Genomic DNA, 17,281 nt, shown 5'->3' with positions numbered 1-17,281 from the left:
AGGTGGATATTAGCTTGCGAAGAGGGATTCGCACAGCGGCGAAAGGTGCCTGCGCCGCCCAGGAAGGAAAACGGCGCAGGCGGATCTGCTTAGTTTTGCAGATATACTTCCAGCGAATCGTCCAGGGCATCCTTCCACGGGGTGTGGTGGATAGGTGCCATGGTGCCGGTGATGACCGATTTGTAGGAATGGTTGCGGAAGGCCATGATGTCTTCGGCCTTGTGACCCTTCCATTCATAGAAGGCCTGGCAGGCGCCGGCCACGTCGAAGGTCGGGTAATCGGTCTCTTCGATCAGTTCCAGCACGTAGTCGCCCTGGTATTTGATCGCGTATTTGACGTCGTCCGAGGCTTCTTCGCGCTCTTCGCGCTCCTTCACGTCGGCCAGCAGGGTTGCCTTGTCCGAGGGGATTTCGATCTTGCCCATAATCGCATCCCGGACCCACCAGGCCTGGGCGTCGAACATGTTGAAGGTGAACCACTGATCCTGCATGCCGAGATAGAACATCTTGGGATTATGGGCAAAAACCACACCCTTATACAGGTCAGCCGCGGCAAGGCGGTTGGCGGTCTTCAGGCGCAGGTCGTCGGGCAGGAAGCTGAAGAAATGCTTGTAGCCGGTGCAGAGAATGATCGCGTCGACTTCTTTCTGGGTGCCGTCCGCGAAAAATGCGGTGTTGCCCTTGACCGCTTCCAGAGCCGGAACCTCGTCCCAGTTGTCCGGCCAGTTGAAGCCCATCGGAGCGGACCGGTAGGAGGTGGTGATCGATTTGGCGCCGTATTTCCAGCACTGCGAGCCGATGTCCTCGGCCGAGTAGGAGGCGCCGAGGATCAGGATGTCCTTGCCCTTGAATTCGCGCGCGTCGCGGAAGTCATGGGCGTGCAGAACGCGGCCGTTGAAGGAGTCGAAACCCGGGTAGAACGGCACGTTCGGGGTTGAAAAATGGCCCGATGCGCAGATCACATGATCGAAATCTTCCTTGTAGGTGCTGTCCTTGGCGTGGTCGTGCACGGTGACGGTGAAATTGCCGGCGTCCTCGTTGTATTCGACCCAGCGGATCGGCGAGTTGAAGCGGATCCACTTGCGCACATCGGCTTTTTCCACCCGGCCTTTGATATAATCGAACAGCACGGCGCGCGGCGGGTAGGATGCGATCTGCTTGCCGAAATGCTCCTCGAACGAATAATCGGCAAATTCCAGGCCTTCCTTGGGGCCGTTGGACCACAGGTAGCGGTACATCGAGCAATGCACCGGTTCGCCGTTTTCATCCAGGCCGGTGCGCCAGGTGTAGTTCCACAGCCCGCCCCAGTTGTCCTGCTTTTCAAAGCAGACGATCTCCGGGATCTCTTCGCCCTTGTTGGCGGCGGATTGGAATGCGCGCATCTGAGCCAGGCCGGAGGGGCCGGCGCCGATGATGGCAATGCGTTTCTTGGTCATTTGGCTCTCCCATTGGTATGGACCAATATTGTAGTTTGGTTCCTTTGGTCTGATCCAATTAGTCCAAAATGACGCCGCCGAGTCAACATATTTTCACGGAAGGAATAAGATTTTTCATTCAATGGACTGGCGGGACAGAGAATTATTGTTAGGATTCGAGCCATGAAGACAACGAGTTTTGTGCATCAGCTGACGGCCCGCGCAGCGCTGCCGCGGCTGTCGGTGGAAATGACGGAAACGGTGAACATCGGCTTTCTTGGCCCGCTTTCGGGCCGGGTAAAGAGCTGGGGGCTGCCCGGGCTGAATGGCTGCCGGATCTGGGAAGACGGGCTGAACAAGGCCGGCGGGGTGCTGATCGGCGGCCGCCGCTACCCGATCCGCATCCATTCCTATGATTGCGGATATGACCCGGAACGCGCGCTGGAGGGGGCGATGGAGCTGGTGCAGAAGCATAAGGTGAAGCTTATGCTGATGCTGGGCGGCGATACCTTTGCGCCGGTGCGCGATTTCCTGATGCGCAACAAGGTGCTGACCTCGACACTGCTGCCATCCGATTTGTCGCCCGATACGCCTTATCTGATCGCCCCCAGCGAAGCGCACCCGATCCAGAATGTGACCGGCGTGGCCTGGCTGGCGGAGAACAAACCGGGATTGAAAACCGTGGCCTTGTGCAGCCAGGCGGATCTGCTGGGGATGCCGTCGCAAGCGGTTTACCGGGCGGCGTTCAAGGCTGCAGAGAAAACGATTCTGCGCGAGGTGCAGTACGATCCGGGCTCCAGCGATCCGGGGCCGGTGGTGGACCCGATGCTGGAGAGCGGCGCCGATATCCTGTGCTGGTGCTCGTCTTATGCGCCGATGGTGCATGCGATGACGGAATATGCCTATGCCAAAGGTTTCAAGGGTCAGATCATCAGCTGCACCATGGACGGCTATGATCAGCTGGTGGAACGGACGTCGCCGGAATTCATGGAGGGCGTGGTTTTCCAGTTCCCGGATTTTGACGATCCGCTGCTGCGCGAAAAGGCGTTCTTCTTTAACCGGCCACATGTGTTTTACGAGGAGTACAACCGCCGTTTCCCAGGCAGCTGGTCGGCGGTAAGCTGGGAGTATGTGGCGATCCTCGACATCTGGCACAGCGCGGTGGAAAAGGCGGGATCAGTCGAGCCTCCATCAGTGCTGGCGGCGATGAAACAGTTGGGCCATGTCACCCACGCATTCGGCCATGCGGAATGGTGGGGAGAGGATATATTCGGCATTTCCAATGCCTTGGTTGGGGATTGGCCTGTTGTGACCATCCAGGAAGGCAAGGCGCGGATTGCCGCTTTCAAATCGATTCCCGGCTGGCTGGCGCAGCATTCCGATTTGCTTAAATCCGAAATGGCGGCTTTGGGGCAGCTGTGGCACCAGCGGCTGGAAAGCGATGCGCCGGGCAGTGAGGTCAGCTCCCGCGCAGTGAAGGTCTGATCGGGCAGGGTCCGGCCGGGTTCAGACCTCCTGCAGCAGCAGTTTCTGTTCGTCGATCAGATGCAGCTTGATGAATTCCACCGCGGATTCCACATCGCGTGAGGCGATGGCGTTGAACAGCGTGTTGTAGCGTTTCTGATATTCCTGGATCCGTTGCGGCGTCAGATGGCGGCGGCGCAGCGCGGTGCGGTAGGACAGGCGGCAGGCCTCGATTGTCAGCTCATAGCAGGAGTGCAGCAGCGGGTTTCCGGTGCCCTCGGCAATTTTGCGGTAGAGATCTTCCTCCGCCTCGATGAATTCCCCGGGATCGGTGCGCACGGCTTCGACGCGGGACAGGGTCTGGTCCAGCTCCTCGATCTGGCGCGGGGTCATGTTGATCACTGCAAGGCGCACAAGTTCCGGTTCCAGAATGCCGCGCACCACCAAATGGTCCAGAGGTGAAACTTCCCTGGCCAGTGAAGAATAGGATGTTTCGGGTTTGGGATCAGAGCGGAATTTGACAAAACTGCCGGACCCGGGGCGGCGGTGGATCACGTCCTGACCGGTGAGCACATCCAAGGCTTCACGCACGGTGTTGCGGGCAACGCCCAGTTCCGAGGCCAGAGTGCGTTCTGACGGCAGCCGGGTGTCCACCGGATAGGTGCCCGCCTTGATGCGGGCGAACAGCGTGTCGATCACGACTTGCACCGTGGCGCCAACCGAATGGGTGGTCAGGATTTGCGAGGTGGTGTCTTCCGCTGAGCTCATGGTCTGTATTTTCCGGGCCGGATGGGCGGGGGAATCCCCTGCGCCTGATCGCTGTGACAGAAGTGCAGTTACCCGTTTCGGCGGCCTTAATGCAACTGTCTGAAACAGCTGGGATTGGTCTTGAGGCTAACGATTCTTCGGCCCGGCGGCAAGAAAGTTGAAAGAAATTGGTTCTTAAATTGGTTGAGCGGGCGTCTTGTTGAAACATGCCGCAAGATCTTGTTTTTGTGTGGTTTTGGATGCTGCTATTGCCGCATTTCCGGGCACGTGGTTCCGGATTGGTGCTTTTTTGGTTCGTTATGTGACAGAAAATTGCTTTGCGGTGAACCAGATCGCTGTTGGACTTGGTCCGGGATGGGGCCAATTCACCCCAACCGGCTCAGTCATTTTGCGCTGACATCAAGGGGCGTCAAGGTCCGCAGCCGCATTCCGCATAAAACACCGCCGCTTAAAAACAGGCGGGTCCACCATGGGAGAAGAAAATGAGTTTTAAGATCGTGAAATCGGGCTGACCCGGAAAACGTTCCTTCAGTCGACGGCGGTTACCGCGATGAATGCCGGGCTGCCGGCCGCGTCGCTGACCGCAGGCCGCACAATCAAGATCGGTTTCTGGCGCCGCTGAGCGGAGCTGTGGCGGCCTGCGGCAAGCCCGGGCTGGACGGGTGCCGGATCTGGGCCGAGCGGGTGAATGCCGCAGGCGGGATCAAGCTGAGCGAGGGCAGTTATAACGCCGAGTTCGTGGCTTAAGGCAACGAATACGACCCGGCCAAGGCGCGCAGGGGGCCACCAAGCTGATCCGCGAGAACGGCGTGTGCTTTATCATGATGCTGGGCGGCGATACCTGGCCCGGTGTGCAGCCGGTGGCAGACAAGACCGGGATGCTGTTCTCGGCCCTGCTGCCGTCGGATCTGTCGCCCGATACCAATACGCTGATCGCGCCGACCGAGGTGCATCGGATCTACAACGTCACTGGTGTGGAATGGCTGGCCGAGAACAAGCCCGAGCTGAAGATCGCGGTGATGTGAGCGCAGGATGATGCACTGGGGCTGCCCTCGGTCGCGACCGATCTGGCAGCCTTTAAGGCGGCAGGGATTGAGATGCTGGATGAGCCGCTGCTATTCGATCCGGCAACCACCGGTTTTGCGCCGGTTGTCACCCGTCTGATCAGCAAGGACCCGGATATTGTCTGCCTCGATACCTGCTACAGTGATTACGTGCATCGGATTGCCAAACAGCTGTTTCAGCAAGGGTTCAAGGGGCAGAGCATTTCCTGCACCGCGGATTTCTATGACCAGATGATCGCCAAGACCTCGGAAGAGTTCATGGAAGGGTTCGTCTTCCAGTTCCCGGATTTCGATGAACCGGCGCTGAATGGCGAAAAGATCAATTTCACCGGCCGGAATGGGTTTTCTGAGGCATTCAACGCCCGGCACCCCGGCCAATTGGGCGCTGAGCTGCTTGGCATCGGCAGCGCGCTGGTCGGCGACTGGCCTGTGGTGGTGATTGAGAGCGGCAAAGCCAGGATCAAGAACTTCCGTGCGATTCCCGACTAATATGCCAAACACGGTGATCTGAACTTCAAACACATGCAGGCCTATGATCAGATGTGGGATCAGCGCAGCTGATCTTTCAGGCAGGTAATCCCGCGGCGCGGGGGCAGCTCTTCGCGCCGCAGACTGACTGAAAAAAACGAGACAATCCAATATATAGGACCTTCTGGCGCAGACAGGCCTGAACGCCGTGTATGCTGCGAGCTATGTTCCCGTTCCGCCTTAGGGCTTGTGCTGATTTTTGCGTCATGGGGGTGATCAATTCCGCCCATGGCGAACTGTTCATGGCGGGCGCCTATGCGATTGCAGCGCTGTATGCAGACCTGCATGTGCCGTTCTTTATCGCTATTGCAATCGGCCTGTTGTTTGCCGGCTGTCTGGGCCTGTTGATGGAAAGGGCCTTGTTCAGGCCTTTGAGGAACAACCCGCTGGGCGGGCTGGTCGCCTCGATCGGGTTTCTGATGATCCTGCAGGCGCTGGCTGTGATGGGGTCCGGTGTGCGGATGGAGCATAATTCGCTGGTGACGCAAGAGGTCATTGTGTTCAGCGAGACAGTACGGCTTCCGGTGGCGCGGCTTTGCGTGATCGTGGCCGCCGTGGTGCTGCTGCCGGCGCTTTGGACTTTTTATGCGGACCAGGTTCGGCTGGGCTTTGCGCGCGCCGGCGCAGGATCCGGAAGCGGCGGCGCTGCAGGGGATTTCGATCACCATGACCGCGCGGATTGCCATGTTCATCGGGGCGGAACTGGCGGGGATCGCCGGGGCGCTGGCGGCGCCACGGGCGCCAAGGTGGGGGCAAGGGGATTGCTCCGTTGTCAAATTTCCCGGCCTGATTCTATCAGTTCGATTTCTTTGAACCCACGTCCTACTACTATTTCGCTGGGGTCATCGTGGCGGTCTGCCTGTGGATCCTGTGGCGGATCGAGAAATTGCCGGTGGGCTGCACTCCACCTTTCATGCGGTGCATTGGCAGGGCAAGCTGGCGCAGGCCTCGGGTGTGAATGCGCGGGCCTAGCGGACGCCGGCCTTTGCCATCGCCTGGGGCTTTGCCGGGATTTCCGGTGCGCTGCTGGCGCTTTATGTCGGCGCCATCAACCCCGGTGCCTTTGTTATTGATCTGGTGGTCTATGTGCTGACCTGGGCCATCGTGGGCGGCGCCGCCGCATTCCAGGCCCGATTCTGGCCTGCAGATACATGAGGCGGCCCGGCGCGGTGCGGAGGTTTCAGCATTTGACGCTGTTTGCCGAGCTGACCGTGCTGGAGAATGCGCTGGTCGGCACCTATATGCCATTCCGTCCCAACATCTTTGCCGCGATCATCGGCTGGGACCGGGAGCGGCGCAGTAGCGCGCGCCAAGGAAGCGCTGGCGTTCTTCGGGCTGGAGCATGTGACGCACGAACCGGCCGGGGATCTGTTCCGCGGCCATCAGCGGGCGCTGGGCATGGCGGTGGAGAAGAGCCTGCGCACCGGGGCGTTCCTGCGCAAGGACAAGGAGGCGGTTGAAGAGGATCTGGAGGATGTCTTCAAGCGTTTCCCGCGTCTGCGCGAACGCCGTACCTAAATGGGTAAGACTATGTCGGGCGGCGAGCAGCAAATGCTGGCGATCGGCCGCGCGCTGATGTCCAAGCCGCGGTTGCTTTTGATGGATGAGCCTTCGATGGGGCCGGATCGCAGCGGAGACCGGGGAGGTCAGGCGGAAAACCAGTGGTGTTTGACGGCACGCGCTAGGTTCTGGGGGCCTGTTTGCTGCTGCTGGATGACTGACTTTATCCAGCTCCGAATGCTGGCAAGCGCAAATCCAGGCCGGATGACCCGGGTTGTGCTGTCAGCGTTCCTGCAAAGTTGGGCGGCTCAGCAACAAATTTCTTTCCTGTGGCGGTAAGGGCTTGGGAAAAAGTGGTAATGGCAGTAAAATAATTTTCGCGTGGTTTCTTGTGTCCGGAAAATTTTTGCGTACCGCCCGCTGCGCGCTTGTCAGAGGCTGTCCAGAAGGAAGATAACGCAGTGGCTAAACCCAAAGACGATAGCGACGCAGTGGCAAATAACCTTTCTCAAGATCCGCACCGGGTCCGCGACGGCGCGGAAAAAGTTCTGGAAGTGGCGATTGGCCGCGAGGTCCGGTCGTTCCGGCGCCAGCAGGGAATCACTGTGGCGGATCTTGCCACGCTGACCGGGCTGTCGATCGGGATGCTGTCGAAGATCGAGAACGGCAATACATCCCCGTCGCTGACCACGCTGCAATTGCTGGCCAACGCGCTGAGCGTTCCGATCACTTCTTTTTTCCGCCGTTTCGAAGAAACCCGTGAGGCAGTGCATACCAAGTCGGGCGAAGGCGTCGAGACCGAGCGTGCCGGTACGCGGGCGGGCCATCAGTATCAGTTACTGGGGCATCTTGGCTCCAATGCCTCGGGTGTTTTGGTGGAACCTTACATGATCTCCCTGACCGAGGAGTCGGATGTCTTTCCGACCTTCCAGCATGACGGCGTCGAGATGCTCTATATGCTGGAAGGTGAGGTGGATTACCGGCATGGCGACAAGGTTTACACGTTGAAGCCTGGCGATACGCTGTTTTTCGACGCCGACGCGCCGCATGGTCCGGAACAGCTGATCAAGCTGCCGGCGCGGTACCTGTCGATCATTTCATATCCGCAGTCGAGCTGAGCCGTGGCGGGATTGCTCCCGCCTGTTTCGGATCATCTGAAGATGCCCTTGACAGTTGGGCCCGGCGCCGCGCAATGCGCGGCGCGGCGGCACCCTGCCGCAAACCTCCCGGCTGCCGCCTGCAGCGCGCGAAGCCCGCCGCCCGGTCCAACGCTGCGAGGGGACAGGCGCAGCCTGCCGTCTGATGCGGGGGAATGTCCCGGTACACAAAAAAACTGCCGCGCCAGAGGCAGCGGCAGTCAGAGAGGCGGGCCTGAATGACAGGGGGGGAACGGCCCGCCGGGGTGGTTCGGGATTATTCGTCGGGCCAGATACCGTCCGAGGTCGGGCTGCCATCGTCGAACTGCGACAGGTATTCCACCATCAGCGGGCGGTTGTCGATGAAGCCTTTGTAGGTGGCCAGTTCTTCCGGCAGGTCGCGGATGACCCGGTGAAGACGGCGTGCCCATTTCGGCACCGTGACCAGGTCTTCAAACCGGATCAGGTAGCAGCGGATCGGGAACACCAGCGCGTTGGAGCGGGGCAGGCGGAAGAAGGTCTGCAGCTCGACCCGCAGGTACTGTTTCTCACCGATGTTTTCCATCGTCAGCCCCTGCTTCATGGTGCCCCATTTGTGGTAGTTCTCAGGGGAGGTGTCGAGCAGCGGATTGACTGTCATGGTCCAATTCAGACGGCGGGCCGGCTGGCCCTGCTGGATGTTCAAGAGGAATTTCAGAGCACGCACGAAGATGCCCATTTCATTCGCCTTGGGCACCGGTGCATGCCATTCAAAGAAGTTCATGCCGATGTCGAAGTCCAAGGACCAGTCCGCCTGGGTGGTGACCATGCCGGCATCCATCCACAGGTTGTCGTCGCGCTGGTCAAGCAGGGCGAAGTCGCCCTGGGTCTGGCGGGTGATGTATTCCATCGGCCCATAGGGCAGGGTGCTTTCATCGAGGAAGGTGAAGGTGTCGTCGATGCCCAGCGGCTTGTTGACCCAGCGCCAGCGGTTGCCGTTCTTGTGCAGTTCGAACAGGTCAGGGTATTCGGCGGCCTTGGCTTCCATGATCAGCTCGACCAGGTCCCAGCCGGCCAGTGTCATATGCGGCAGCGACTGGCAGCGCAGCGGATCGTTGGCCAGGACGCGGGCGCGGTCCTTCATTTCCGCCACATAATGCTCGTCCACGTCAAAGGTGCGCTCAAACACCGAGCCGGGGCGGTAGGACTTATGCGGCTCCATGTTCACGGAGTACATGTAGCTGTCTTCGTGGAACGGGAAGGGGAAGCGCTTGATCGCCCAGTCCGAGTTCTTGAAGGTGAAATCGCCGTAGAAGGTTTCGTCGTTGAATTGAATGGTCATTTTCTTTTCCTCAGCGATCCAGAACCAGGGTCTTGCCCTCAAAACGCGACACGCATGGCATGATATGTTTGCCGCCGGCCTTTTGTTCGTCGGTCAGCCAGTGGTCGTGATGCAGGAATTTGCCGTCATAGCCGATGACATTGGTCTCGCACTGGCCGCAGGCACCGCCGCGGCAGAGGTAGGGGGCGTCGACGCCCGCGGCCTCGATGGCTTCCAGCAGCGACTGATGCTCACCGACCTGGACCACCTTGCCGGAGACCGCCAGTTTTACCTCAAACGGTTTGCCGGAGGCAGGAGCCAGGAATTCCTCGGAATGCACGGCCTCGCGCGGCCAGCCCATTTCCGATGCGGTGCCATGCACCCAGTTGATCATGCCCTTGGGGCCGCAGACATAGACATGCGTGCCCAGCGGCTGGGTGGCGAGCAGGGTCTTGAGGTCGATCGCCTCTCCCTGGTCGTCATGATAGATATGCACCTTGCCCGGGTAGTTCGCCGACAAGTCCGCGGAATAGGTGCCGAGCGAGGCGTTGCGCACTGAATAGTGCAGCTCAAACTGGCCGCCCATCATTGCCAGCTGATGCATCTGGGCGATGAACGGCGTGATGCCGATGCCGCCGGCCAGCATCAGGTGCTTTTTGGCGCGCAGATCCAGCGAGAACAGGTTCACCGGGTTGGAGATCACCATCTCCATGCCCTCTTTCACCTGGGAGTGCATGAATTTGGAGCCGCCCCGGCCTTCATCATCCCGGCGGACCGAGATCGTGTAGGCGCCGCGGTCGGCCGGATTGGACATCAAGGAATAGGCGTTGAGCCGGGTGATGCCGCCATCCTGCATTTCGACCACGGTGTGTGCCCCGCCCGAGAAGGTGGGCAGGTCGCCGCCGCCGGTGCGGACGAATTTGAAACGGGTGACCAGATCATTGATCGGTTTGACCTCGGCCACGGTGACATTCAGTTTTGCGGTGCCAGCACTCATTTGAACAGCTCCACTTTCTCGGGGATATTGCCCGGATCTTCGGCATCCACCCGCACGCCTTGGAAGGCGGCGATGCGGCGCGAATAGTGGTCGCGCACAAACAGGCTGAGGCCGCAGTGGCTGCATTCGAAGGGATCGGTGGTGACGTCCTCGGTGATGCCCTTGCAGTGCACGCACTGCATGCGCCGCGCGGTCGAGCCGCGGTGTTCGGTCTGGATCGCTGTGTGCGGAACACCCGCCGTGGTGGCCTCGTACATTGCCTGGCCCATCAGGCTCTCGGTGCCGGTCAGGTAGACCTGGGTGCCCATGTGGCAGTTGTGCAAGGCGCGGCGGATGCGGCTTTGCGCGGCCTCATAGGAGGGGCCGGCGTAAAACTGGCCCGCACCCAGCTGTTCGAGCTGGCTGCTGTATTTGGTGCCGGTTTTCTTGGGGATGTAGATGATATGGGCCTTGGCCCAAAAGTCCTTGTCCACGGTTTTGGCCAGATCAAGGATTGCTTCGGCGCCTTCGGCGTCGGCGATCATCAGGTGGCCGCTGCCCGGGCGGGCTTCAAGCTCGCCGTAGACGGGGCGGCTGTTGATGGAGGGGGGGAATACGGTCTTAGGCATGTGAGTCGCTTTTCCTGCAGTCCGGGTGAACGAAAGCGGGCGCCCCCGAAGGGGACGCCCGGGGTCCGGCTCAGCCCTTTGCGGTGCGGATTGATTTGTCCTTGTCGTAGAAGGGCATTTCCTCGGCGGTGGCTGCAATCTCGGTGCCATCGCCATTCCGGACCGTCAGCTCGGTGCCCGGCTTGGCGCAGGCCACCGGCATCCGGGCAATGCCCACATTGTGGTTGTTGACTTCGGAGTACATGCCATAAGTCACCACGCCGACTTTCTCGCCGTTTTGCAGAAGATCGGCGCCTTCGTCCGCCGGAGTGGTGCCCTCCAGCATGACGCCGTAAATCTTGAACCGTTCCTTGCCTTTAGCGGCATAGTGGTTTTCGGCGCCGATGAAGCCGGTCTTGCCGGGGGATACGGTGAATTCCAGACCCAGCTCCCACAGAGTGTCGCCGCAGGTCTCATCCTCGAACGGATAGGTTTCGGAGTTGTCGCCCGGATAGAACAGCAGATAGCTTTCGGTGCGCAGCAGATCCAGTGTTGAGAATTGGACCGGCACGATGCCCAGGCCTTTGCCCTCTTCCAGAATGCTGTCCCACAGGTGAACCGCATCTTTGGATTGGCAGAAAATCTCATACCCGCGTTCACCAGTATAACCGGTGCGGGAGATCATCACCGGGCAGCCGAACAGCTTGGTCTGGATGATGCCGAAATAGGCCAGATCGCGGATGCCAGGGACATATTCGGCCAGAAAATCAACGGCGACAGGGCCCTGCAGCGACATGTCGTGCAGATTGTCGTCGAAGATCACCGAGCAATTCTTGCCTGCGGCAACCGCGTTCAGCTGTTCCATGCCGGTTCCGGTGCCGTGCACAATCAGCCAGCTGTTTACCGACAGGCGGTAGATGATGCAGTCGTCGACAAACTTGCCCTGATCATTCAGGATCGAGGCGTAGGTCGAGCGGCCCGGCATGATCTTTTCGACGTTGCGGGTGGTGACCCGGTCAATAACTTGCGCAGCGTGTTCACCGACAACATGGACTTTTTTCAAACCGGACACGTCCATGAGGCCGGCCTTGGTGCGGACCGCCTCATAGTCGGCCTTGGCGCGTTCGGGGCTGTGGTCATAAAACCATGCGGTTCCCATGCCGTTCCAATCTTCCAGCTCGCCGCCGATTTCCTTGTGCCGCTGAGCCAGTGCTGAAGTCCGCCAGATAATGGCCATGGTCTGTGTCTCCCAAAGATAGTGGTGGACCAAATTTCGCGATTTGGTTCCATTGGTCTGGTCCAGTTAGCCAAGAGAGTAGGCACTGTGTCAACGTTTATTCCTAACAGGAAAAAGATTTTGCCGAAAAGGCCGATTCCGAATGGATTTGCGGCATGGAATGGCCGGAAATGGTCTTTTAGGCAGTCTGTTTGAGGCTGCGTTGGCCTCGGAATGTCTTGTTTCGGGGGAGAATCGACACGTTGCGATGCCGGGGATTCGGTTGAATGCGTCGCAAATTCGCAATTATGCCGCGCATCCCCAAAAAAACCGGGCGCGAGCAGCTGCCGTGAAGGGAAAGCGGGCAGAGTGCCGTAAGCCCTTGGGAGGGTAGGTTTAAGGGGTTCTGCAGCAGCGCAGTTAAGCTGTGATTATGGCCGCGCCGGCTTTTCTGAGGGTAAACAAACTTTCACATGATTATTGACAGCTCTACCTCCTGAGACACAATAATAAATGAAAATAATATTCCCAAGAGGCAAGAAAGCCCGGGAGAACTGCCAACAGGAGGGCAAAACATTGGATGGAAATCTGAACGCGTTAACAACGGTGTTCACCGAGTTCTACTACTGGGTGACCGTTGTCTTCATGTTCCTCATTCACGTGGGGTTCTGCATGTACGAGGTCGGCGCCAGCCGCCACCGTAACCACATGCACACACTAATGAAGAACATCATGATCATTCCGCTGGTCACGGTGACATTCTTCTTCTTCGGCTGGTGGATCTACTGGTCATTCCCGAATTTTCCGTTTTTCGGCGGGCTGAACCACGATGCCGGTTCCGCAAACCTGCCGTGGTCGCAGAACATGGCCACCAACCTTTCCGACCGGATCACCGGTGTGTTTTGGGCAGCATTCCTGCTGTTTTCCTGGACTGCCGCCTCGATCGTGTCGGGCGCTGTGATCGAACGGATCCGCTCCTCGGCTTTGTGGGTGCACGCGGTGATGATCGGTTCGGTGTTCTGGATCATCGACGCAGCCTGGGGCTGGCACGCCGAAGGCTGGATGGTGAAGTATCTCGGCTACCACGATGCCTATGCATCCGGCGTGATTCACGCGGTGGCGGGCGGCTACGCGCTGGGGGTGATCATGGTGCTGGGCCCGCGGATCGGCAAGTTTGCCGCCGACGGCACCCCGCGCGATATCCCGCCGCATAATCCCTGGATGCTGACCATCGGTATCTTCCTGATTTATACAGGGTTCTGGGGCTTCTATGCTGCCTGCAACATTCCGGCGATCTCGCCAGACGGCATTGGCGGATTGCTGACTGGTGAAACCTGGACGGCCACCAATATCTACCTGGCGCCGACTTCGCTGTCTGCAATCACCTTCAACTTCCTGATGTCGATGTCGGGCGGGCTGATGGCGGCCTATCTGGTATCCAAAGGCGATGCATTCTGGACCTTCTCCGGCGGTCTGGCAGGGATCATCACCGCATCCGCCGGCAACGACCTCTATCATCCGATTCAGGCGATGCTGGTTGGCGCCGTCGGTGTAGTGATCGTGTACAAGCTGCACTACTGGGTGGAGCGTACCTTCAAGCTGGATGACGCGGTGGGCGCGGTTGCCGTGCACGGTTATTCGGGCATTGTCGGCCTTATCCTCGCCGGCTTCCTGCTGTGGGGCGCGCCGAGTTCGCCGTATGATGGCTATGCCACTGTCAATCCGGTCGGCCAGACCATCGGCGCGGTGATCATGTTCGGGGTGCTGGGCTGGCTGCCAGGATTTTTGATCTCCAAGATCCAGGCCGCTGCAGGTGTGCTGCGGATCCCGGTTGAGGTCGAACTTCAGGGCCTCGATTACGCAGAGCACCATGCCTACGAGGATGCCAAGGCGGCAATCATCGAAGCCGACAAGGCTGCCTTGACCGGCAGCTCCAGAGTCCCTGCGGAATAAGGAGAACGAAATGTCTACGATTGGATATGACAGCTGGGCAGTGGACCTGGCAGAGGTTGGGCCGGTCTACCCCTTCCAGGGATACGAAGTTTTGATGGTGATCTTGGGGGTGGCCTTCTGGATTGCCTGGCACCGGATCCAGTTTGCCCGGGAAAGCAAACACCTGGAGAAGGCTAGGCATATGGGTGATCAGGAAAAAATCCACGCTTTGCTGGAAAAATACTGACCTGAGTACATCGAAAGGCGCGCCAGCACGGCGCGCCTTGACTCACCTTCTTAGGAAAAAAAGTTTCACAAGAGTTGAACGGCAGATCGCAAACTGCTAGCGTTGATTCGAGATGAAAAGCAGGAGGCTTACCCATGTGCGGGATTGTCGGTCTTTTTCTAAAAGACAAATCACTTGAGCCGAAATTGGGCGATATGCTCACCGATATGCTCATTACAATGACGGACCGCGGTCCGGACAGCGCCGGTATTGCCATTTATGGTGCCGATACCGCAGGGCGGACCAAGGTCACGGTTCAGTCGGATTCGCCGGATGAGGCGTTTGACGGCTTGGACGGTGTGCTGGCTGAAGCCCTGAGCGGCGATGTGTCGATCCGGGTGATCGATACCCACGCGGTGCTGGACCTGCCCGCGGGCAAGGAAGAAGCAGCCCGCAGCGCGCTGGCCGAACTGCGCCCCGGCATGCGCATCATGAGCGCGGGCGACTCCATTGAGATCTACAAGGAAGTGGGCCTGCCCGAGAAAGTCGCCGAGCGTTTCGACGTCCGCGGCATGAGCGGCAGCCACGGCATCGGCCACACCCGGATGGCCACGGAATCGGCCGTGACCACCGAGGGCGCCCACCCGTTCTCCACCGGTTCGGATCAGTGCCTTGTGCACAATGGCTCGCTGTCCAACCACAACGCGCTGCGCCGCCGCCTCAAGCGCGAAGGCGTCCGCATCGAAAGCCAGAACGACACCGAAGTCGGTGCCGCCTATCTGACCTGGAAGATGCAGAACGGCTCCACCCTGGGTGAAGCCCTGGAAGGCACGCTGGAGGATCTCGACGGTTTCTTCAACTTCGTCGTTGGCACCAAGGACGGCTTTGGCGTGGTCCGCGACCCGATCGCCTGCAAGCCGGCCGTGATGGCGGAAACCGACCAGTATGTGGCGTTCGGCAGCGAATACCGCGCGCTGGTGAACCTGCCGGGCATCGAAGACGCCAAAGTCTGGGAGCCCGAACCCGCAACCGTTTACTTCTGGAACCACTAAGATGCAGACATATGATCTTGAAGCAAATGGCCTGCGCGGTCTGAACTCGGCCCTGCAGGAACTGAACGGCAGCTCCAACAAGACTGCTTGGGAAATCGTCAACCCCAAGGGCAGCCATGCGATTGCCGTCGGCCTGAACTCGCCCGTTGAGGTCACGGTCAAGGGCTCGACCGGCTACTACTGCGCCGGCATGAACCAGCAGGCGACCGTCAAGGTCGAGGGCTCGGTTGGCCCCGGGGTGGCGGAAAACATGATGTCCGGCACCGTGATCGTCGACGGCGATGCCAGCCAGTACGCCGGTGCGACCGGCCAGGGCGGGCTGCTGGTGATCAAGGGCAACGCGTCGTCGCGCTGCGGCATCTCGATGAAGGGCATCGACATCGTCGTGCACGGCAACATCGGCCACATGTGCGCCTTCATGGGGCAGGCTGGCAATCTTGTGGTGCTGGGCGACGCCGGAGATGCGCTGGGCGACTCCTGCTATGAAGCGCGGTTCTTTGTGCGCGGCTCGGTCAAGAGCCTGGGTGCCGATTGCATCGAAAAGGAAATGCGCCCCGAGCATATCGAGATCCTCAAGGATCTGCTGGCCCGCGCCGGTGCAGACGCCAAGCCGGAAGAGTTCAAGCGCTACGGTTCGGCCCGTCAGCTGTACAACTTCGACGTCGACAACGCGCAAGCGTACTAAGGACAGGGATCACAAACATGGATAACACTAAAATCCCCCGTACGGTCCCGATCCAGTCGGCGACTTTCTCCAACCCGATCAACGCGGAAATCCGCCGTGCTGCGGCCACCGGGATCTATGACATCCGCGGCGGCGGCGCCAAGCGCAAGGTTCCGCATTTCGATGACCTGCTGTTCCTTGGCGCCTCAATCTCGCGCTATCCGCTGGAGGGCTATCGCGAGAAATGCGACACCAAGGTGACCCTGGGCACCCGCTTTGCCAAAAAGCCGATTGAGCTGGATATCCCGGTCACCATCGCCGGCATGAGCTTTGGCGCGTTGTCCGGTCCTGCCAAGGAGGCCCTGGGCCGCGGCGCATCGGCTGCAGGCACGTCCACCACCACCGGCGACGGCGGCATGACCCCGGAAGAGCGGGGGCATTCCAGCAAGCTGGTCTATCAGTATCTGCCCTCGCGCTACGGAATGAACCCGGATGACCTGCGCAAGGCGGACGCGATCGAAGTCGTGGTCGGCCAGGGCGCCAAGCCGGGCGGCGGCGGCATGCTGCTGGGCCAGAAGATTTCCGACCGCGTGGCGCATATGCGCTGCCTGCCCAAGGGCATCGACCAGCGCTCCGCTTGCCGTCATCCGGACTGGACCGGCCCGGATGATCTGGAAATCAAGATCCTGGAACTGCGCGAAATCACTGACTGGCAGGTTCCGATCTATATCAAGGTTGGCGGCACCCGCCCCTATTACGACACCGCGCTGGCGGTGAAGGCCGGGGCTGACGTTGTGGTTCTTGACGGCATGCAGGGCGGCACCGCCGCGACCCAGGACGTGTTCATTGAGCATGTCGGCTTGCCGACGCTGGCCTGTATCCGCCCTGCCGTGCAGGCGCTGCAGGACCTGGGCGTGCATCGCGAAGTGCAGCTTGTGGTTTCCGGCGGCATCCGCACCGGCGCAGATGTGGCCAAGGCGATGGCGCTGGGCGCTGACGCGGTGGCCATCGGCACCGCAGCGCTGGTCGCGCTCGGCGACAATGACCCGAAATGGGAAAGCGAGTACCAGAAGCTGGGCACCACCACCGGCGCCTATGACGACTGGCACGAAGGTCAGGATCCGGCGGGCATCACCACTCAGGATCCCGAGCTGATGAAGCGCGTCGACCCCGTTGAAGCCGGCCGCCGCCTGCGCAACTATCTTAAGGTAATGACGCTGGAGGCGCAGACCATTGCACGCGCTTGCGGTCATAACCATCTGCACAACCTCGAGCCCGAGGATCTGTGCGCCCTGACAATGGAGGCCGCCGCCATGGCGCGTGTGCCGCTGGCCGGTACCGACTGGTATCCTGGCAAAGCAGGGTTCTAATGATTGGCAGGCGCGGCCGGGCAATGGCCGCGTCTTTTTCAACACACACTCAACAGGGAAAG

Annotated in this window: 17 protein-coding genes and 1 pseudogene; 12 read left to right on the top strand and 6 right to left on the bottom strand. The window is 60.0% G+C overall.

Features of this window, described 5'->3' with window-relative positions; translation table 11 throughout:
* Positions 1-89 precede the first annotated feature (89 nt).
* Positions 90-1,436: an NAD(P)-binding domain-containing protein gene (locus METH_RS17670; protein WP_024091836.1), complete on the bottom strand. Its 1,347-nt coding sequence runs from the start codon at positions 1,434-1,436 to the stop codon at positions 90-92.
* A gap of 162 nt (positions 1,437-1,598) precedes the next feature.
* Here METH_RS17670 and METH_RS17665 point away from each other — a divergent pair, with 162 nt between their 5' ends.
* Positions 1,599-2,900 (top strand): ABC transporter substrate-binding protein, encoded by a 1,302-nt coding sequence (locus METH_RS17665; RefSeq protein WP_024091835.1) that lies wholly within the window; start codon positions 1,599-1,601, stop codon positions 2,898-2,900.
* Positions 2,901-2,921: 21 nt separating this feature from the next.
* Here the strand turns inward: METH_RS17665 and METH_RS17660 are convergent, their stop codons facing one another.
* The gene (locus tag METH_RS17660) at positions 2,922-3,647 is read right to left on the bottom strand and encodes a FadR/GntR family transcriptional regulator (protein WP_024091834.1); all 726 of its coding nucleotides are present in this window, start codon (positions 3,645-3,647) and stop codon (positions 2,922-2,924) included.
* Between the two features lie 809 nt (positions 3,648-4,456).
* Here METH_RS17660 and METH_RS24970 point away from each other — a divergent pair.
* The 6 genes and pseudogenes from METH_RS24970 (at position 4,457) to METH_RS17630 (ending at position 7,857) form a co-directional block, all read left to right on the top strand.
* Complete coding sequence (locus tag METH_RS24970; protein ID WP_024091832.1) at positions 4,457-4,672, top strand: hypothetical protein; 216 nt, start codon at positions 4,457-4,459, stop codon at positions 4,670-4,672.
* A 15-nt stretch (positions 4,673-4,687) separates the two neighbouring features.
* The gene (locus METH_RS24965; protein WP_342667103.1) at positions 4,688-5,200 is read left to right on the top strand and encodes a type 1 periplasmic-binding domain-containing protein; all 513 of its coding nucleotides are present in this window, start codon (positions 4,688-4,690) and stop codon (positions 5,198-5,200) included.
* Positions 5,201-5,391: 191 nt separating this feature from the next.
* A pseudogene (locus tag METH_RS25460) lies at positions 5,392-6,052 on the top strand (branched-chain amino acid ABC transporter permease).
* A gap of 450 nt (positions 6,053-6,502) precedes the next feature.
* Positions 6,503-6,757 carry a hypothetical protein gene (locus tag METH_RS25455; protein ID WP_024091829.1) on the top strand — a complete coding sequence of 85 codons (255 nt, stop codon included), beginning with the start codon at positions 6,503-6,505 and terminating at the stop codon, positions 6,755-6,757.
* A 12-nt stretch (positions 6,758-6,769) separates the two neighbouring features.
* The gene (locus tag METH_RS25450; RefSeq protein ID WP_245602920.1) at positions 6,770-7,078 is read left to right on the top strand and encodes an ATP-binding cassette domain-containing protein; all 309 of its coding nucleotides are present in this window, start codon (positions 6,770-6,772) and stop codon (positions 7,076-7,078) included.
* A 122-nt stretch (positions 7,079-7,200) separates the two neighbouring features.
* On the top strand, positions 7,201-7,857 hold the full coding sequence (locus tag METH_RS17630) for a helix-turn-helix domain-containing protein (protein ID WP_052348794.1): 657 nt from the start codon (positions 7,201-7,203) through the stop codon (positions 7,855-7,857).
* Positions 7,858-8,152: 295 nt separating this feature from the next.
* On the opposite strand, the gene METH_RS17625 is transcribed toward METH_RS17630, so the two are convergent.
* The 4 genes from METH_RS17625 to METH_RS17610 all read right to left on the bottom strand — a co-directional run bounded on the left by METH_RS17625 (position 8,153) and on the right by METH_RS17610 (position 11,996).
* Positions 8,153-9,196, bottom strand: a complete 1,044-nt coding sequence (locus tag METH_RS17625; RefSeq protein WP_044008490.1) for a heme-dependent oxidative N-demethylase family protein — start codon at positions 9,194-9,196, stop codon at positions 8,153-8,155.
* 10 nt (positions 9,197-9,206) lie between these two features.
* Positions 9,207-10,172, bottom strand: a complete 966-nt coding sequence (locus tag METH_RS17620) for a PDR/VanB family oxidoreductase (protein WP_024091826.1) — start codon at positions 10,170-10,172, stop codon at positions 9,207-9,209.
* The gene (locus tag METH_RS17615; RefSeq protein ID WP_024091825.1) at positions 10,169-10,780 is read right to left on the bottom strand and encodes a dimethylamine monooxygenase subunit DmmA family protein; all 612 of its coding nucleotides are present in this window, start codon (positions 10,778-10,780) and stop codon (positions 10,169-10,171) included. Before METH_RS17615 ends, METH_RS17620 begins: the two co-directional genes overlap by 4 nt.
* Before the next feature lie 70 nt (positions 10,781-10,850).
* Complete coding sequence (locus METH_RS17610) at positions 10,851-11,996, bottom strand: aminomethyl transferase family protein (protein WP_024091824.1); 1,146 nt, start codon at positions 11,994-11,996, stop codon at positions 10,851-10,853.
* A 555-nt stretch (positions 11,997-12,551) separates the two neighbouring features.
* On the opposite strand from METH_RS17610, the gene METH_RS17605 reads away from it, so the two are divergent.
* The 5 genes from METH_RS17605 to METH_RS17585 all read left to right on the top strand — a co-directional run bounded on the left by METH_RS17605 (position 12,552) and on the right by METH_RS17585 (position 17,219).
* Complete coding sequence (locus METH_RS17605; RefSeq protein ID WP_024091823.1) at positions 12,552-13,928, top strand: ammonium transporter; 1,377 nt, start codon at positions 12,552-12,554, stop codon at positions 13,926-13,928.
* A gap of 10 nt (positions 13,929-13,938) precedes the next feature.
* On the top strand, positions 13,939-14,154 hold the full coding sequence (locus METH_RS17600) for a hypothetical protein (RefSeq protein ID WP_024091822.1): 216 nt from the start codon (positions 13,939-13,941) through the stop codon (positions 14,152-14,154).
* Between the two features lie 134 nt (positions 14,155-14,288).
* Positions 14,289-15,185: a class II glutamine amidotransferase gene (locus METH_RS17595; RefSeq protein WP_024091821.1), complete on the top strand. Its 897-nt coding sequence runs from the start codon at positions 14,289-14,291 to the stop codon at positions 15,183-15,185.
* A gap of 1 nt (position 15,186) precedes the next feature.
* Positions 15,187-15,870: a GltB/FmdC/FwdC-like GXGXG domain-containing protein gene (locus METH_RS17590; RefSeq protein ID WP_024091820.1), complete on the top strand. Its 684-nt coding sequence runs from the start codon at positions 15,187-15,189 to the stop codon at positions 15,868-15,870.
* A gap of 17 nt (positions 15,871-15,887) precedes the next feature.
* Positions 15,888-17,219, top strand: coding sequence for an FMN-binding glutamate synthase family protein (locus METH_RS17585; protein ID WP_024091819.1), 1,332 nt, complete (start codon positions 15,888-15,890; stop codon positions 17,217-17,219).
* The last annotated feature ends 62 nt before the right edge of the window (positions 17,220-17,281 follow it).

This window comes from Leisingera methylohalidivorans DSM 14336, from assembly GCF_000511355.1.
Taxonomy (GTDB): domain Bacteria; phylum Pseudomonadota; class Alphaproteobacteria; order Rhodobacterales; family Rhodobacteraceae; genus Leisingera; species Leisingera methylohalidivorans.
The sequence above is the reverse complement of the archived record's forward strand: the minus strand, read 5'-3'. Positions and strand labels throughout refer to the sequence as shown.

What these genes read in the sequence shown, in the direction of transcription:
- METH_RS17585 (WP_024091819.1), top strand. Translation starts at nt 15,888, where the DNA reads ATGGATAACACTAAAATCCCCCGTACGGTCCCGATCCAGTCGGCGACT.
- METH_RS17590 (WP_024091820.1), top strand. Translation starts at nt 15,187, where the DNA reads ATGCAGACATATGATCTTGAAGCAAATGGCCTGCGCGGTCTGAACTCG.
- METH_RS17665 (WP_024091835.1), top strand. Translation starts at nt 1,599, where the DNA reads ATGAAGACAACGAGTTTTGTGCATCAGCTGACGGCCCGCGCAGCGCTG.
- METH_RS17600 (WP_024091822.1), top strand. Translation starts at nt 13,939, where the DNA reads ATGTCTACGATTGGATATGACAGCTGGGCAGTGGACCTGGCAGAGGTT.
- METH_RS17615 (WP_024091825.1), bottom strand. Translation starts at nt 10,780, where the DNA reads ATGCCTAAGACCGTATTCCCCCCCTCCATCAACAGCCGCCCCGTCTAC.
- METH_RS17595 (WP_024091821.1), top strand. Translation starts at nt 14,289, where the DNA reads ATGTGCGGGATTGTCGGTCTTTTTCTAAAAGACAAATCACTTGAGCCG.
- METH_RS17610 (WP_024091824.1), bottom strand. Translation starts at nt 11,996, where the DNA reads ATGGCCATTATCTGGCGGACTTCAGCACTGGCTCAGCGGCACAAGGAA.
- METH_RS17620 (WP_024091826.1), bottom strand. Translation starts at nt 10,172, where the DNA reads ATGAGTGCTGGCACCGCAAAACTGAATGTCACCGTGGCCGAGGTCAAA.
- METH_RS17660 (WP_024091834.1), bottom strand. Translation starts at nt 3,647, where the DNA reads ATGAGCTCAGCGGAAGACACCACCTCGCAAATCCTGACCACCCATTCG.
- METH_RS25450 (WP_245602920.1), top strand. Translation starts at nt 6,770, where the DNA reads ATGTCGGGCGGCGAGCAGCAAATGCTGGCGATCGGCCGCGCGCTGATG.
- METH_RS17670 (WP_024091836.1), bottom strand. Translation starts at nt 1,436, where the DNA reads ATGACCAAGAAACGCATTGCCATCATCGGCGCCGGCCCCTCCGGCCTG.
- METH_RS17625 (WP_044008490.1), bottom strand. Translation starts at nt 9,196, where the DNA reads ATGACCATTCAATTCAACGACGAAACCTTCTACGGCGATTTCACCTTC.